The 15,793-nt window shown below is 63.6% G+C and carries 12 protein-coding genes; 6 read left to right on the forward strand and 6 right to left on the reverse strand.

What is annotated here, in order from left to right:
* Positions 1 to 4: 4 nt before the first annotated feature.
* Positions 5 to 982, reverse strand: coding sequence for a threonine ammonia-lyase (locus ACYG97_RS23900; protein ID WP_023673293.1), 978 nt, complete (start codon positions 980 to 982; stop codon positions 5 to 7).
* 195 nt (positions 983 to 1,177) lie between these two features.
* Between ACYG97_RS23900 and ACYG97_RS23905 the strand changes: the two genes are divergently transcribed.
* Complete coding sequence (locus tag ACYG97_RS23905) at positions 1,178 to 3,199, forward strand: hydantoinase/oxoprolinase N-terminal domain-containing protein (RefSeq protein ID WP_023732781.1); 2,022 nt, start codon at positions 1,178 to 1,180, stop codon at positions 3,197 to 3,199.
* Positions 3,200 to 3,331: 132 nt separating this feature from the next.
* On the forward strand, positions 3,332 to 5,503 hold the full coding sequence (locus tag ACYG97_RS23910) for a malate synthase G (RefSeq protein ID WP_023732780.1): 2,172 nt from the start codon (positions 3,332 to 3,334) through the stop codon (positions 5,501 to 5,503).
* Between the two features lie 205 nt (positions 5,504 to 5,708).
* On the opposite strand, the gene ACYG97_RS23915 is transcribed toward ACYG97_RS23910, so the two are convergent.
* The gene (locus ACYG97_RS23915) at positions 5,709 to 7,241 is read right to left on the reverse strand and encodes a YifB family Mg chelatase-like AAA ATPase (RefSeq protein WP_023701949.1); all 1,533 of its coding nucleotides are present in this window, start codon (positions 7,239 to 7,241) and stop codon (positions 5,709 to 5,711) included.
* A gap of 248 nt (positions 7,242 to 7,489) precedes the next feature.
* The gene (locus ACYG97_RS23920) at positions 7,490 to 8,554 is read right to left on the reverse strand and encodes a glycosyltransferase (protein ID WP_156937160.1); all 1,065 of its coding nucleotides are present in this window, start codon (positions 8,552 to 8,554) and stop codon (positions 7,490 to 7,492) included.
* Between the two features lie 76 nt (positions 8,555 to 8,630).
* Between ACYG97_RS23920 and ACYG97_RS23925 the strand changes: the two genes are divergently transcribed.
* Together ACYG97_RS23925 and ACYG97_RS23930 are read left to right on the forward strand one after the other, a co-directional pair.
* A complete protein-coding gene (locus ACYG97_RS23925; protein WP_084023689.1) occupies positions 8,631 to 9,158 on the forward strand; it encodes a glycosyltransferase family 2 protein in 528 nt (175 codons plus the stop codon).
* 74 nt (positions 9,159 to 9,232) lie between these two features.
* A complete protein-coding gene (locus ACYG97_RS23930) occupies positions 9,233 to 9,811 on the forward strand; it encodes a glycosyltransferase family protein (RefSeq protein WP_156937159.1) in 579 nt (192 codons plus the stop codon).
* Positions 9,812 to 9,903: 92 nt separating this feature from the next.
* On the opposite strand, the gene gshB is transcribed toward ACYG97_RS23930, so the two are convergent.
* The 3 genes from gshB to ACYG97_RS23945 form a co-directional block, all read right to left on the reverse strand.
* Complete coding sequence (gene gshB / locus ACYG97_RS23935; protein WP_023673181.1) at positions 9,904 to 10,857, reverse strand: glutathione synthase; 954 nt, start codon at positions 10,855 to 10,857, stop codon at positions 9,904 to 9,906.
* 134 nt (positions 10,858 to 10,991) lie between these two features.
* Entirely contained in the window at positions 10,992 to 11,366 is a 375-nt protein-coding gene (locus tag ACYG97_RS23940) for a GtrA family protein (RefSeq protein ID WP_023732779.1), read from the reverse strand.
* 4 nt (positions 11,367 to 11,370) lie between these two features.
* Positions 11,371 to 12,375, reverse strand: coding sequence for a glycosyltransferase (locus ACYG97_RS23945; protein WP_023732778.1), 1,005 nt, complete (start codon positions 12,373 to 12,375; stop codon positions 11,371 to 11,373).
* Between the two features lie 124 nt (positions 12,376 to 12,499).
* Here ACYG97_RS23945 and ACYG97_RS23950 point away from each other — a divergent pair, with 124 nt between their 5' ends.
* Positions 12,500 to 14,299 carry a hypothetical protein gene (locus ACYG97_RS23950; RefSeq protein WP_023732777.1) on the forward strand — a complete coding sequence of 600 codons (1,800 nt, stop codon included), beginning with the start codon at positions 12,500 to 12,502 and terminating at the stop codon, positions 14,297 to 14,299.
* 100 nt (positions 14,300 to 14,399) lie between these two features.
* Positions 14,400 to 15,749 (forward strand): putative bifunctional diguanylate cyclase/phosphodiesterase, encoded by a 1,350-nt coding sequence (locus ACYG97_RS23955; protein ID WP_023681311.1) that lies wholly within the window; start codon positions 14,400 to 14,402, stop codon positions 15,747 to 15,749.
* Positions 15,750 to 15,793: the final 44 nt, after the last annotated feature.

A 15,793-nucleotide genomic window follows, 5' to 3' on the forward strand; every position in this document is an offset into this window, starting at 1 on the left:
GTTCTCAGGCCGCGGCCATGATCTCGGCATAGGTGGTGAAATCGACATTGCCGCCTGACAGCACGACGGCGACGCATTTGCCCGACAGTTCGATCTCGCCTGACGAGAGCGCCGCCAGCGCCACGCAGCCGCCGGGTTCGACCACCAGCTTGAGATGGGCCATGGCGTCGCGCACCGCCTGTGCGGCCGCCTTGTCGGAGACGGCGATGGCGCCGGCGAGGTTCTTGCGGTTGATCTCGAAGGTGATGGCACCGGGCTCTGCGGTGAGGATGGCATCGCAGATCGAACTGTGGCCGGGCTCGTTGGAAACCCTTTTTCCTTCGATCAGCGAGCGGCGGGTGTCGTCGAAATGCTCGGGCTCAACGGCCCAGACTGCTGTGGCCGGCGAGGCATCCTTGACGGCGATCGAAATGCCGCTCGTCAGGCCGCCGCCTCCACAGGGAATGACGACCGCATCGAGGCTGACGCCGAGCGCTTTTGCCTGGCGCATCAGTTCGAGACCGATCGTGCCCTGGCCGGCGATGATGGCCGGATCGTCGAAAGGAGGCACCAGCACCATGCCCTTGTCCATGTAGGGTCGCACCACCGTCATGCGGTCGTCGCGAAAGCGGTCGAACGGCACCACTTCTGCGCCCATCTTGCGAACATTGGCGATCTTCATCGCCGGCGCGTCGGCCGGCATGGCAATGACCGCCTTGACGCCGAACATGGCAGCCGCCGCGGCGACGCCCTGAGCATGGTTGCCTGAGGAGAAGGCGACGACGCCGCGGCTGCGCTCTTCTTCGCTCAGCGAAGACAGTTTGTTGTAGGCGCCGCGGAATTTGAACGAGCCGGTGCGCTGCAGCGTCTCCGGCTTGAACAGGATGCGGCCGCCGAAGCGTTTGTTGAGTTCCAGCGATTCGATCAAGGTCGTTTCGGCGATCAGGCCGGAGAGCCGCGCGGCGGCGGCATGGATGTCGGCGATGCCGGGAAGCGTGGTCATGGCGAAGTCCTGAAAGGGATGAGATCGGCGCATGGTGCACGCAAAGGCAGGCCACGCACCAATGAAAAAATGTGACCGTTACAAAGTTTGGCGGGCATGAGCGGCGACGAGGGTCAAACTGGCCCACCTCTCCCGCCTTTATCCGCCGGGCCGTATCGGCTAAGGGCGGGGGAGCAGAATCCCGGACCGCCAGACATGACCGCCAAGCCAAAACCCCTGTTCCTCGGTATCGACACCGGTGGCACCTATACCGATGCCGTGCTGTGGTCGGAACAAGGCGGGCCAAAAGGCAAGGTGCTGGCCAAGGCCAAGGCGCTGACCACGCGGCACGATCTTGCCGTCGGCATTTCCGGCGCGGTCGATGCGGTGCTGGGAAAATCGGCCACCGATCCGGCCGCGATCAAACTCGTGTCGATGTCGACGACGCTCGCCACCAATGCGCTGGTCGAGGGCCAGGGTGGGCGTGTGGCGCTCATCATGATCGGCTTTACCGGGGCCGACCTTGCGCGCGACGGGCTGAAGATGGCGCTCGGCACCGATCCGGTGGTGTTTTGTCCGGGCGGCCATGACGTGCACGGCAATGCGGCCAAGCTCGATCTGTCGGGGCTGGAAGCAGCACTCCCTGAACTCGGCGCCTCGGTGTCGGGCTTTGCCGTGTGCGCCTATTTCGCCACCCGCAACCCGGCGCATGAACTCGCCGCGCGCGACCTCATCCGCGAAAAGACCGGCCTGCCGGTGACCGCCAGCCATGAATTGTCGGCCAAGCTCGGCGGTCCGCGTCGCGCGCTCACCACCTTGCTCAACGCCAGGCTGATCTCGATGATCGACCGGCTGGTGGCGGCAACCGAAGGATTTTTGGAAGCCCGCAACATCGCAGCGCCCTTGATGGTGGTGCGCGGCGATGGCGCGCTGGTTTCGGCGGCGTTTGCCCGCCAGCGGCCGATCGAGACCATCCTCTCCGGCCCGGCCGCCAGCCTGGTCGGCGCCCGCCACATGACGGGCCTGGACAACGCCATGGTGTCGGACATTGGCGGCACCACCACCGATGTCGCCGTGCTCGACGGCGGCCGTCCTCGGCTCGATCCCGAAGGCGCCACCGTCGGCGGCTTCCGCACCATGGTCGAGGCGGTCGCCATGCGCACTTTCGGCCTCGGCGGCGATTCCGAAGTGGCACTGGAAGATGGCGCGCTCAACCCGAAAATCCTGCTCGGGCCGCGCCGCCTGGTGCCGCTGGCGCTGGCCGGCATGATGCATGGTGTTTCCGTGACATCGGAGCTCGAGCGCCAGCTCAGGGCGCCCAACCCCGGCCGCATGGACGGCCGCTTTGCGCTGCGCACGGGCGTGCCGGACAGGCTCGCCGCCGGCCTGACCGCGCCCGAGGCGAAACTGTATGAACTCATTGGTGCCGTGCCGCTCGCCATCGACAGGCTGCTCACCTCGAACGCCCAGAACGCCACGCTGAACCGGCTGGTCTCGCGCGGTCTTGTGCATATCTCGGGCTTCACCCCTTCGGACGCCGCCCATGTGCTCGGCAAGCAGGCCAACTGGGACCCGCTTGCGGCCCGGCTCGGCGCCGAACTGTTTGCCCGCAAGCGCGACGGCCGCGGCCAGTACATCGCGCCGTCTCCAGAGGTGATTTCCGAACGGGTGCTGCTGACGCTGACGCGCTGGTCGGCCGAATACATTCTGGAGACCGCCTTTGCCGAAGACGGGCTGGATGGCGCCGCCACCGTCGCGCATGCGCTGGTGCAGCGCGCCGTCGATTCCCATCCCGGCATCGCAAGGCTCAGCGTCGCGCTCGATCGTCCGGTCATCGGCCTCGGCGCCTCGGCGCCGCTGCACTATGCCGGCTTGGCCGAGCTGGTCGGTAATGAGTGCGTGGTGCCGGAGGATACCGACGTCGCCAACGCACTCGGCGCCGTCGTCGGCCAGGTCCGCGTCTCGGCCGAAGCCCGCGTCAGCCAGCCTAAGGAAGGTTTGTTTCGTTTGGCGTCGGGGCAAACGGTGCGCGACTTCACGGACGAGGCCAAGGCGATCGCGGCAGCGGAGGCTGATGTGCGGGCGATCGTAGCCGAGCGGGCGAAGGATGCCGGCACGGATAATGCCGAGATCGACGTTTCGACCGAGTTCAAGGTGTCTACCGTTGAGGCCCAACGGATGTTTATCGAAGCGCATGTGGTGGCGGTTGCATCGGGTCGGCCGAGGATTGCGGTTTAGGTAATCTCCCCCTTGGGGTCCCCTTGGGGGGAGATCAGCAGCTTCAAAATCCCCGCCTTCACCCTAAGCTGAATTGACCCTTCACCCCTGACATGCCAAAGGCCGCAAAGCCTTTCATCTGGAGAAGCCCTGATGACCGATCGCGTCGAGATCGCCGGATTGCGGATTGCCCGCGAACTGCATGACTTTGTCGGCGAAGCGCTGCCGGGGACCGGTATTGCCGCCGACGCCTTCTGGAACGGCTTTTCGTCCATCGTCCATGATCTCGCGCCGAAGAACCGGGCGCTGTTGGCCAAACGCGACGCCATGCAGGAACAGATCGACGCCTGGTACCGCGCCAATGGCGCGGCCATCGACATGGAGGCCTACAAAACCTTCTTGCGTGAGATCGGCTATCTCGTGCCCGAAGGGCTGGCCTTCTCCGTGTCGACCGACAATGTCGACCCCGAGATCGCCAGCGTTGCCGGGCCGCAGCTGGTGGTGCCGGTGATGAATGCGCGTTATGCGATCAACGCCGCCAATGCCCGCTGGGGCTCGCTCTACGATGCGCTCTACGGCACCGACGCCATTGCCGAGACCGGTGGCGCCGAGAAGGGTAAAAGCTTCAACCCCGTGCGCGGCGCCAAGGTGGTTGCCTGGGCGAGGAGTTTTCTGGACGAGTCCGTGCCGCTCACCTCGGGCAAATGGGCCGGCGTGAACGGGCTGACGGTTTCGGGTGGCACCTTGCGGCTCGGCGCCGGCGCCGGCGGCACCACGCTGGCCAACCCGAAACAATTTGCCGGCTATCGCGGCGACGGTGCCAACCCGGAAGCCATCCTGCTGGTCCAGAACGGCCTGCACATCGAGATCCTCATCGACCGCACCAACCAGATCGGCCGCACCGACCCGGCCGGCATTGCCGACGTGATCCTGGAATCGGCGCTGACCACCATCCAGGACTGCGAGGATTCGGTCGCGGCGGTGGATGCCGAGGACAAGGTCATCGTCTACCGCAACTGGCTCGGCCTGATGAAGGGCGATCTGGCGGAGGAAATCAGCAAGGGCGGCAAAACCTTCACGCGCAAGCTCAATCCGGACCGCGCCTGGACCGCGCCCAGTGGTGGCGCGCTGAGCTTGCCTGGCCGCTCGCTGATGCTGGTGCGAAACGTCGGTCACCTCATGACCAATCCGGCCATCCTCGACCGCGATGGCAACGAGGTGCCGGAAGGCATCTTGGATGCGGCGATGACGGCGCTGATCGCGCTGCACGATGTCGGCGCCAACGGGCGTCGGATGAATTCCCGCACGGGCTCGATGTATGTGGTGAAGCCGAAGATGCATGGGCCGGAGGAAGTCGCCTTCGCAGTCGAGATTTTCGACCGCGTCGAAGCGCTGCTCGGTATGGCGGCAAACACCATCAAGATGGGCATCATGGACGAGGAGCGGCGCACCACCGTCAACCTGAAGGAGGCGATCCGCGCCGCCAAGGAGCGCGTCGTGTTCATCAACACCGGCTTCCTCGACCGCACCGGCGACGAGATCCACACCTCGATGGAAGCCGGGCCGATGATCCGCAAGGGCGACATGAAGCAGGCCGCCTGGATCTCCGCCTATGAGGCGTGGAATGTCGACATCGGGCTCGAATGCGGGCTCGCCGGTCATGCCCAGATCGGCAAGGGCATGTGGGCGATGCCGGATCTGATGGCGGCGATGCTGGAACAGAAGATCGCCCATCCCAAGGCCGGCGCCAACACCGCCTGGGTGCCGTCGCCGACAGCGGCGACGCTGCACGCCACGCACTATCACAAGGTCGATGTCCACGCCGTCCAGGCGGCGCTGAAGAGCCGGCCGAAGGCGAAGCTCGATGATATATTGTCGGTGCCGGTGGCGGTGCGGCCGAACTGGACCCCCGACGAGATCCAGCGCGAGCTCGACAACAATGCGCAAGGCATTCTGGGCTATGTCGTGCGCTGGATCGACCAGGGCGTCGGCTGCTCGAAAGTGCCCGACATCAACGATGTCGGCCTGATGGAAGACCGCGCCACGCTGCGCATCTCCTCGCAGCACATCGCCAACTGGCTGCACCACAAGGTTTGCTCCGAAATTCAGGTGATGGATTCGCTGCGGCGCATGGCAGCGATCGTCGACCTCCAAAATGTCGGCGACCCGCTCTACCGCCCGATGGCCACCGATTTCGACAATTCCATCGCCTTCCACGCCGCCTGCGACCTGGTGTTCAAGGGTCGCGAGCAGCCGAACGGCTATACGGAGCCGGTGCTGCACGCGCGGAGGCTGGAGCTGAAGGCGAAAGAGCGGGCGAATTAGCGCCTGCGTTTCCCTCCCCCTTGAGGGGAGGGTGGCCCGAAGGGCCGGGTGGGGTCCTGCGTGAAGTGCGGCGACTCCCTTCGGACGACACTACAAGCAATGTCATTGCAGAGGCCCCTTCTCGGCTCGGCTCCAAAAAGATCGACCATTCTTCGGCGACCCCCACCCTGCCGCTTCGGGGCCACCTTCCCCTCAAGGAGGAGCGTTACGCCGCCTGCGCCACGCGCTCCGACATCATGCGGTAGGAAATCGCCTCGGCCAGGTGAATTCGGCCGACGGTTTCGCTGGCGTCGAGGTCAGCCAGTGTGCGCGCCACTTTGAGCACGCGGTGATAGGCGCGCGCAGAAAAGCCGAGTTTCTCGCTGGCGTCTTTCAGCAGCGACAGGCCTGCTGCGTCCGGCGCGGCGATGTCCTCGATAACAGAAGGCGAGCAATGGGCGTTGGTGGTGGCGCTGGTAACGCCCAGCCGCTCGAAACGTTCGCGCTGGATGGTGCGGGCGCGCGCCACGCGCTGGGCGACGGCTGCACTTTTCTCCGCTCGGTCGGGCCGGATCAGGTCGGCGGCCGAGACCGCCGGTACCTCGATCCTGAGGTCGATGCGGTCGAGCAACGGGCCTGAGATGCGCGCCTGGTAATCGGTGCGGCAGCGTTCGCCGCGCAGGCAGCGATAGCCGGGCTCGCCGGCCATGCCGCAACGGCACGGGTTCATCGCCGCCACCAGCTGGATGCGCGCTGGATAGGTGACGCGGTGGTTGGCGCGCGCGATCATGCAGTCGCCGGTCTCCAGCGGTTGGCGCAGCGCATCCAAGGTCTGCGGCGTGAATTCGGGAAACTCGTCGAGGAACAGCACGCCGTTATGGGCAAGCGATACTTCGCCCGGCCGCGCCCTGATGCCGCCGCCGACCATTGCCGCCATCGAGGCCGAATGGTGCGGGGCGCGGAACGGCCGCCGGTCGGTGAGCTTGCCTTCGCCGAGCTCGCCGGCCACCGAGGCGATCATCGAGACTTCAAGAAGTTCCTTCGGTGCCAGTGGCGGCAGAATTGAAGGCAGCCTCTGCGCCAGCATCGATTTTCCCGAGCCGGGAGGCCCGACCATCAACAGATTGTGGCCGCCGGCCGCCGCCACTTCCAGCGCCCGCTTGGCGCTTTCCTGGCCCTTGATGTCTGAAAGGTCGGGCAGGTCGCGGGCCGAGACATGGATGCCGGGCTCGGGCCGCGACAGCACCTGCGTGCCGCGAAAATGATTGGCGATGGCAATCAGGCTGCGCGGCGCCAATATGTCGAAATCCTTGCCCGCCCAGGCCGCTTCCGGCCCGCAGCCGAACGGGCAGATCAGGCCTTTTCCCTCGGCATTGGCGCCGATCGCCGCCGGCAGCGCGCCGGCCACCGCGGCAATGGTGCCGTCGAGCGACAATTCACCCAGCACGACATAAGACGCCAGCATATCGCCCGGAATGGCGCCGAGTGCCGCCATCAGGCCGAGCGCGATCGGCAGGTCGTAATGGCTCCCTTCCTTGGGCAGGTCGGCAGGCGCCAGGTTGACCGTCACCTTCTTCGACGGCATTGACAGGCCCGAAGCGTGCAGCGCCGCCTGCACCCGCTCGCGGCTTTCGGCCACCGCCTTGTCGGCCAGGCCGACAATCTGCATGCCGACCTTGCCCGGCGCGATCATCACCTGGACATCGACCGGTACGGCCTCGATGCCCTGGAAAGCAACCGTGCGAACCCGCGCCACCATCTTGCTCTGCCCCCGGATATCAGCTCGCCTCGGCCTTGTGGTTCAGACCGCGAGCGACGTCAGGACAAGACAACCATAGATTTCAGGCCAAGGCAAGAACATTACAGGAACATGCATTCGTTGTGGTTGCAGCGCGCTGTGCCGGTTGCAAAAACGGAAGGTGGTTGAGCAAAATGGAACGGCTGCTCCGCCTCCTCGACCGCGTTAACAAGGCGACTAGGCCCTTCGGCAATCTGAGGGTGTTGCTTCTAAGCGGTGATGAAGGCATCGACCGAACCTGAAAGCGATCGATCGATCGCGACCTGCGGTGGAAGCCACTCCATGACAGGATATCTGAAAGGCCAAGGCAGGGCGATCCGGCGCGAAGAGCCGCTCTCCAGAAAAATCTCGTTTACAAGGTCTATGAACCGCCCGCGGTCTCGTTCGATTCGTTTCAAAGTTTGCGAACGAATGTAATCCCGGGGAATTCGTCGCTCCTTCAGCGCTAAGACAGCCTCCGCGATGGATCGAGGATCGGGTGGAATTGTAAGCGAATAGTCATCATCCAGATAAAGGTCTCGGCCGCCATGGTTCGGCGTCGTGACCACTGGAAGCCCCGCGAGAAGATATTCCGTGCTTGCGAACATTGGTCCTTCAAGGTGAGAGAGACAGATTCCCACGGCTGCACGATTTAGATGCGTGTTCACCTGAGCCGGTGCCAATCGGACAGGCTTGCCGGTGCCGTCAAACTCGTTGATAAAGACGTGATGCGGCGCGAGCTCCCTATGCCGATTTATTCGCGCTCTTTCCGACTCCGTCGTGGAGGATCCGCTTGAATCTCGATAGAAGACAAATGCGCAACGCTGGATGCCAAGCGACAAGTCATGGCGCTTCCACGGAGCCAGTTGCGCATTGTAGATTGCATCAAATTCTACAGGGACGTCATCGAGAGGCCTGAATATGTGTTCGGAGGTTGTTGACGTCTTGTTGTGCAGGACGGCGGCCTCGCCGGACTGGTTCAACAGATCAGCCTCTGCCTGAGTGTTGGATAGGAAGATTAGCGAGTGACGGGGGTTCTTGAGTCTATGCAGAACGGCATAGGTCCGGATGGTTTTGACGCTAGCACTGTTTTCGATGGACCAGGTTGGCGAGATGAGAAACCAGGCGCGGTGGCTGCGTGGACGGAAAGGCATATGACTTGCTAATCCGAGCGGCGTACCGGACATTCCCGAATAGGATATGAACGGATCGTCCGACAGCAAACTGGCCTGAAGAGCAGGTTGCGACTTCGCGGAAGGGTGCCCTTTTCTGAGGTTGTGGCCATGACGCAGCATGGCTCTGACAATCTCGAATTTGGTAGGAGGGCGATACCCGTGCTGTAGGGTCAACATGCGGCAATTGCGATCTTGAGTGCGGAGAAAAACTCGCTTCGATAGAGAGAAATTTGGCAAAGAAACACCGCCATTTGATCGACGGAATATCTCAGGCGATCAAAACTGGTGTACGGAGAAGCGCCTCTTGAAAGAAAACATCGTCCCAAGCGGAGCTGGTTCTCACATCGCGCTACCAACCGTATCCGTTTGCGTAGGCTGTTTCAATCAAGAGGCATTCATCGACACTGCGATCCGATCCGTAGCGGCGCAGACATACACTGCGTTCGAATGCGTGGTGGTCGATGATTTTTCGACCGACGGTTCCCGCCGAAGGATTGAAGAGTGTCTGTCCCAGCTTGGCGACAGTCGTTTCCGCTTTCTGCCCCGACTGCAAAATGGCGGGCAGTTGACAGTAATGATGACCGGGCTTGACGCGACAGCCGGGCCCCTGATCTCCTTTCTTGACGGTGACGATGCTTGGCATCCTGACTTCATAGAATGCCATGTGAGAGCGCATCTCAGCCAAACCGTATCGCGGCAATGTCGAGCTCCGATGAGGTGGTGATAGATACGGCCGGCAACCTGCTTGCGGGCGGTCATCCCGTATTCCACCTGAACGACCCGCGATCGATGCCGAAAATGAGCGGCTACCTGCATGTCGACACCGAAGCTGACCCGACATTATTATTTATTGATCGGGGTACCGTGGGTTGGTTTTGGTCAACCACATCGGGGATGATGTTTCGTCGAGCTCCGCTTGAAATCATGCGTCCATCCGATCCGGACGAAATAAAGATATGTGCCGATGGTTATATGGCTCGTGCCGCCCATATGATCGGCGGAACCGTGAGGATTGGGCGGGCTCTTGGCAGTTATCGGCTTCACGGCGGCAATGGCTGGGCGGACGGGCGCATCCTGGGTACCGGAGTTGGCCTCGGCAGGATGTCGCCTGATACTGAAATAGCGATACGGCGGGCACTGGCCAATCGTTGGTGCGAAGTGGCGCCGGGACTGGCGCATTTAATCTCCCGCCACTCAATGCGCAGGACCTTGGTCGACCTGATCGGACTGTCTGCGGCTTTTGCATTGCTGGAAAAGAACTCCGATGCGGGTTTTCTGCTGAAAGACTGGGCAACACCACAGCGAAAATTGCAGACCAGACTTATCGGTCTCCTTCCTCCGAAACTGAGGCCTCGGCGCTTCCGGGACATAGTTTGATTTGATGAGCCGCTTGCTCGGCAGTCTTACCCGATAAAGAGCATCTTTCGATGCTTCTCTGGACCCACCAAAGTCCTCCGTAGCAACGCACACTACGCGGCCAAATTCCGCCGCTTCGCCTCTACCGCGTCCCAGAACAGGCTGGCGATATCCGCGCCACCAAAGCGTTGCACTTCGCGCACGCCGGTTGGCGAGGTCACGTTGATCTCGGTCATGTAGTCGCCGATCACGTCGATGCCGACCAGGATGAAGCCGCGCTCTTTCAGCGACGGGCCGATGCGGGCGCAAATCTCGCGTTCGCGCTCCGTCAGCTCAGTCTTTTCGGCGCGGCCGCCGACATGCATGTTGGAGCGAGAATCGTGGTCGGCCGGCACGCGGTTGATGGCGCCGACCGCCTCGCCGTCGATCAGGATGATGCGCTTGTCGCCCTTGCGCACATCCTTCAGATAGCGCTGGACGATATACGGCTCGCGTGACAGCTGGGCGAACATTTCGAGCAGTGAGGCGAGGTTGCGATCGTCTTCCTTGAGATGGAAGATGCCGGCGCCGCCATTGCCATAGAGCGGCTTGACGATGATGTCGCCGAATTCCTTGCGGAAGGCCGCGACCTCCTGGGGATCCTTGGTGATCAGCGTTTCGGGCATCAGATCGGGGAATTCGGTGACGAAGATCTTTTCCGGGCTGTTGCGCACCCAGGCCGGGTCGTTGACGACCAATGTCTTCGGGTGAATGCGCTCCAGAATATGCGTGGTGGTGATGTAATTCATGTCGAAGGGCGGATCCTGGCGCAGCAGGATCACATCCATCTCCGACAGGTCGGTGCGCACCTTGTCGCCCAGCGTATAATGATTGCCCTTCTCGTCGCGGAGCTTCATCTCTTCGATGCGGGCAAACACCTTGCCGCCCAGCATCGACAGCCGGTCGGGCGTGTAGTGGAACAATTGGTGGCCGCGCCGCTGCGCCTCCAGCGACAGCGCAAAGGACGTGTCGCCGGCGATCGAGACGGTGGAGACATGGTCCATCTGGACGGCGATCTTCAGGGTCATCTTCTGGTCTCCAGCGGGTCGAGCAAGTCCAGGAAAAGTGCGTAGTGGTTTTCCGTCCGGAATTGCGGCAAGGCAAGTCGCCGATATACGGAACTTGGCGGCTTCTGCCAATCGCGCTTGCTTGGCCCAGACCTTTACCGGTCGAAGACCAGCCGGGAGTAACCGAGGAAGGACAGCGCCATGGCGACCAGCGAGGCGACGGCAAGTGCCGCCAGCGGCGGCATTGCCGGCAGCGCGAACAGGATGGCGCAGTAGACGAGATAGTTGACAATGCTGGTGGCGATGCCGACGCCGCCATAGCGCGCGCCCTCCTGCGCCACGCCGCGGCTCGACGGCGAAAAGGTCAGGTGCCGGTTGATCTGCCAGGTGACGCACAGCGCAAAGCCGATCGACAGGACACGGGCGACGAAGGGACCGAGCGGCGTCACCGCCAAGAGCAGCCAGAGCGCCGCGGCATCGGCGACGAAACCAACGCCGCCGGCCAGGACGAAGCGGACGAGCCGGCTCACGGCCTCAGGCGGCCCGGGGCGTCTTGCCCGGTTCGGCCTTCGGGATTTCACCAGTGCGTTCGCGCCGTTCGACCCGGCCCGACGGCACCGAGAGATAAAAAATGCGCTTCTGCTCGGCGCGTCCGCGCGATACCGAATCGAGGATCAATCCGGTCACCATCGCAAGCATCGAGAGCAGCAGCAGGCCGACCGACAGCACCCAGGTCGGCATGCGCGGCACGAGGCCGGTCTGGGCGAATTCGATCAGCACCGGCGTCATCAGGGCAAGGCTCGACGCCAGGAAGAAAATCGCGAAGGCGCCGAAGAAGCGCAGCGGCTGCGTCTCCTTCATCAGCATGGCGAACATCCACAGGATCCTGGCGCCGTCGCGATAGGTCGACAGCTTCGACGACGATCCCTCAGGCCGGCGGCCATAATCGAGCGCGATCTCGCTCACCGGCAGTTTGAGCTGCGAGGCATGCACCGACATTTCGGTCTCGATCTCGAAGCCGCCGGAAACCGCGGGAAAGCTCTTGACGAAACGCCTCGAGAAGACGCGGTAGCCGGAGAAGATGTCGGTGAAGTCGGTGCCGAACAGCCGCTTGTAGAGGCTGTTGAAGATGCGGTTGCCAAAGGCATGGCCGGAACGGCCGGCATCGTCGGTGACGCCGCGCCTGGTGCCAACCACCATGTCGCAGCGCTCGGTCTGCAGGATGTTGATCAGCAGCGAGGCATCTTCCGGCGCATAGGTGCCGTCGCCATCGGCCATCAGATAGATGTCCGCATCGATGTCGGCGAACATGCGCCGCACGACATTGCCCTTGCCCTGGCGCGGCTCGCGGATGACGATGGCGCCGGCCGCGCGGGCCTTTAATGCCGTCAGGTCGCGCGAATTGTTGTCATAGACATAGATCTCGGCCGATGGCAGCGTCTCGCGAAAGCGCCGCACCACCTCGGCGATGGTCAGTTCCTCATTGTAGCAAGGCAGGAGCACGGCAATGGCCGGCTCATGGCGGACTTCGTGCGGCATTTCCGTCTCCCGACGCCCGGCGGAGCCTCCGGCCGCGCTCATATGCGGCCTCGCTCAGGCGACTTTACTATTTATTGAAGCTGTTAAGGCTAGGTTTAAGGCCGCAGTCTTTCCGACGAAGGTCATGATGATGAACGCAGCCAAGGCGGGTGCTTCCTCCTGGAAGTCCGATATGACGCTGGCGCTGCTTGCCATGCTGGTGGTGCTGGCCGTCAATGCCGCCACGGGCTTTCGCGAATTGAGCAATGCCGGCGGCGACAATGACAGCCTGCTGCGGCTGGTCGAGGTTCGCGACATGCTGGCCGGCCAGGGCTGGTTCGACCTGCATCAGTACAGGATGGGGCCGGAAGGCGGTTTCGTCATGCACTGGTCGCGGCTGGTCGACGCACCGCTCGCCGCCATCATCCTCGCCGCCTCGGCGCTGACCGGCAGCATGGCCATGGCCGAAGCGATCGCACAGGTGCTGTGGCCGTCGCTGCTGTTTTGCCTGGCAGTGTTTTTTACAGCCCGTGCGGCACGCAGCTTCGCCGGCGTCGGCGCCGTGCTGCCCGCTATCGTCATCGGCGCGGCGGCGCTGCATTTCATCGGCATTTTCTTGCCGGGTGCGCTCGATCATCACAATGTCCAGCTGACGCTGACCATGGCCAGCCTCAGCCTGCTGCTCGAGGCGCCGGCGCGTCGCTGGGCGGCGCTGATTTCCGGGCTGTGTGCGGCCCTGACGCTGGCCGTCGGCATGGAAACCGCGCCCTATGTCGCCACCATCGGCGCCTGCATCGCTTTGCTGTTCGTCGTCGATCCCGGCGGCGAACGCCGGATCGCCAGGGATTTCGGTCTCGGCTTTGCCGGGGTTTCAGCCCTGGTCTTCGTCACCACCATCCCGCCATCGGCCATGGGCCAGCCGCAGTGCGATGCCTTCTCGGCTGTGCAGTTCGTGGTGGCGGCAATCGCCGGACTGGGCCTTGCCGCCGTGACGTCGCTCACGGTGTCCAATGGCACGGCCAGCCGCCGCCTGATCTCGCTTACCCTGCTCGCGCTTGGGCTGGGCGCCGTCGTCGTGGCGCTGTTTCCGCAATGCCTTGCGGCTCCCTACGCAAACCTCGATCCGCGCCTCAAGGAATTGTGGCTCGATCACATCGACGAGGCGCAGTCGCTGTTCAGTATTGCCGTCAATGAGCCGGCCTCGCTGGCGGCGCGCTATGTCACGCCGCTGGTGGCGATCGCGCTGATGGCGCTTCGCCTGCGCGGACCATGGCGCCGCCGGGACAGCCTCGTCGGCGCCTTGCTGGTCGGCGCCTTCATCGTCAGCGCCTGGCAGGTCCGCGGCTCGACATTCTCGATCGCCTTTGCCGCCATCCCGCTGTCGGCCTGGATCGCAAGCTGGCGCGAACGGGCGAGGATCAGCCCTGCGCGCAGCGTATCGCTGCGCATGGCGGCGGTCTGGGTGGTGTCGGTGAATGCCGTCTGGGCCGGTGCTGCCGCCGCGACGTCGAGCGTATTCGAGGCCAACAAGGTCTCGGTCGAGGCACAGGACACCGACAGCGATCCGTCCTGCGAGCGCAAGGCCTCCTTCGCGGCGTTGGCCCGGCTGCCGGACACCACGGTGCTTGCCATTTCCAATCTCGGCTCGCCCATCCTGGCCTATTCCGGGCACCGCGTCTTTGCCGGCCCCTATCATCGCAACATCGCCGGCGACCTGCTTGCGCTCGATGCCTTCCTCGGATCGGCGGACCAGGCGAGGATGATCGCGGCGGCTCACCACGTCGGCCTGATGGCGCTCTGCCGCGGCAGCGCCGAAAGCAAGATGCTTGCCGCCAAGGCGCCGCAAGGCTTCCTGGCCAGGCTGATGCAGGGAAGCGTCCCCGATTGGCTCGAACCGGTGGCCGAAACGCGCGGAACCCCGGTCGAACTCTACCGCGTCCGCTAAAGCATCATTCGCCAGCGAAAAATCGATTTCGCGATACGCTTCCTAAACGCTTTGCTGCCAGTCTCAGCCTAAATTTCGGGCGTCACAAACAGGGATACCGATGCAAACGACGTTTGGCACCGGGCAGGCAAGCAGGGAAAACTCGGATCTGGCGTTCACCGATGCGCTGACCGGGCTTGGCAACCATCGCCGCTTCTTCGACAAGGTCGATCGCCTGATCAGCGACCGTGCAGACGATCCCGCGCCGTTCACGGTCGGCATTCTCGACCTCGACGGCTTCAAGCCGATCAACGATCTGTTCGGCCACAAGGCCGGCGACGACATATTGATCCAGGTGGCGATGCGGCTGCGCGCCTCGATGGACAGCCACTCTACGGTCTGCCGCATCGGCGCCGACGAATTCGCCTTCCTCTACCCGATGGTGTTCTCGGAGGAGGCGGCGGCCGAGAAGTCGCGCATGATGATCGAAATCCTGTCGGCGCCCTACGATGTCGGCGAACGCACCGCCAGGCTTTCGGCGTCGGTCGGCTGCTCGCTGTTTTATTCCGGCGACGAAACCACGGAAATCCTCGTCAACAAGGCCGAAACGGCGCTCTACCACGCCAAGCGTTCGGGCCGTGGCCGCGTCGTCGTCTACACCCGCGAAATGGAAGAGGCGGCCAAGCGCGTCACCCGCATCGAACAGGCGCTGCGCCGCGCCGTCTCGGCCGGTGAGGTCGAGCCGCATTTCCAGCCCATCGTCGATCTGACCACCCGCCGCACCATCGGCTTCGAGACGCTGGCGCGCTGGACCGATCGCGACCTCGGCGTGGTGCCGCCGACCGTGTTCATCCCGATCGCCGAAGAGCGCGGCATCATCGGCCCGCTATCGCAGCTGGTGCTGCGCAAGGCGACCGAAGCGGCGCGCAGCTGGCCGAAGGACCTGTTCCTGTCCTTCAACCTGTCGCCCTCGCAGCTCGTCGACCAGAACACTGGCCTGCACATATTGTCGATCCTCGACCGCACCGGCTTCGATCCGCGACGGCTGGAGATCGAGATCACCGAAACCGGCCTGATGAACGATCCGGCCTCGGCCGAGAAGATCGTCGAGGACCTGCGTCGCGTCGGCATCCGCGTCTCGCTCGACGATTTCGGCACCGGCCAGTCCTCGCTCGGCCGCTTGCGCGAATTCCATTTCGACAAGCTCAAGATCGACCGCGCCTTCGTCTCCTCGATCCTCGACGACCGACCGTCGGAACACATCATCCGCGCCATTCTGGCCATGTGCGAAGGGCTCGGCATGGATGTCGTCGCCGAAGGCATCGAGGAGGAGGCGCAGGCCGACCGCCTCGTCCAGTTCGGCTGCGCCGGCGGCCAGGGCTATCTCTTCGGCAAACCGGTCGACGCCGACGCCACGCTCGGCTACCTCCGCGATTCCTATCGCGGCGCCCTCTACGCCAAGGCAGTCTGACCGGCGGTCTGGCCTGCGTCGAGCAAGTCAGCGGCGCGAGCCAA

The sequence above is a fragment of the Mesorhizobium sp. W067 genome (assembly GCF_054719525.1).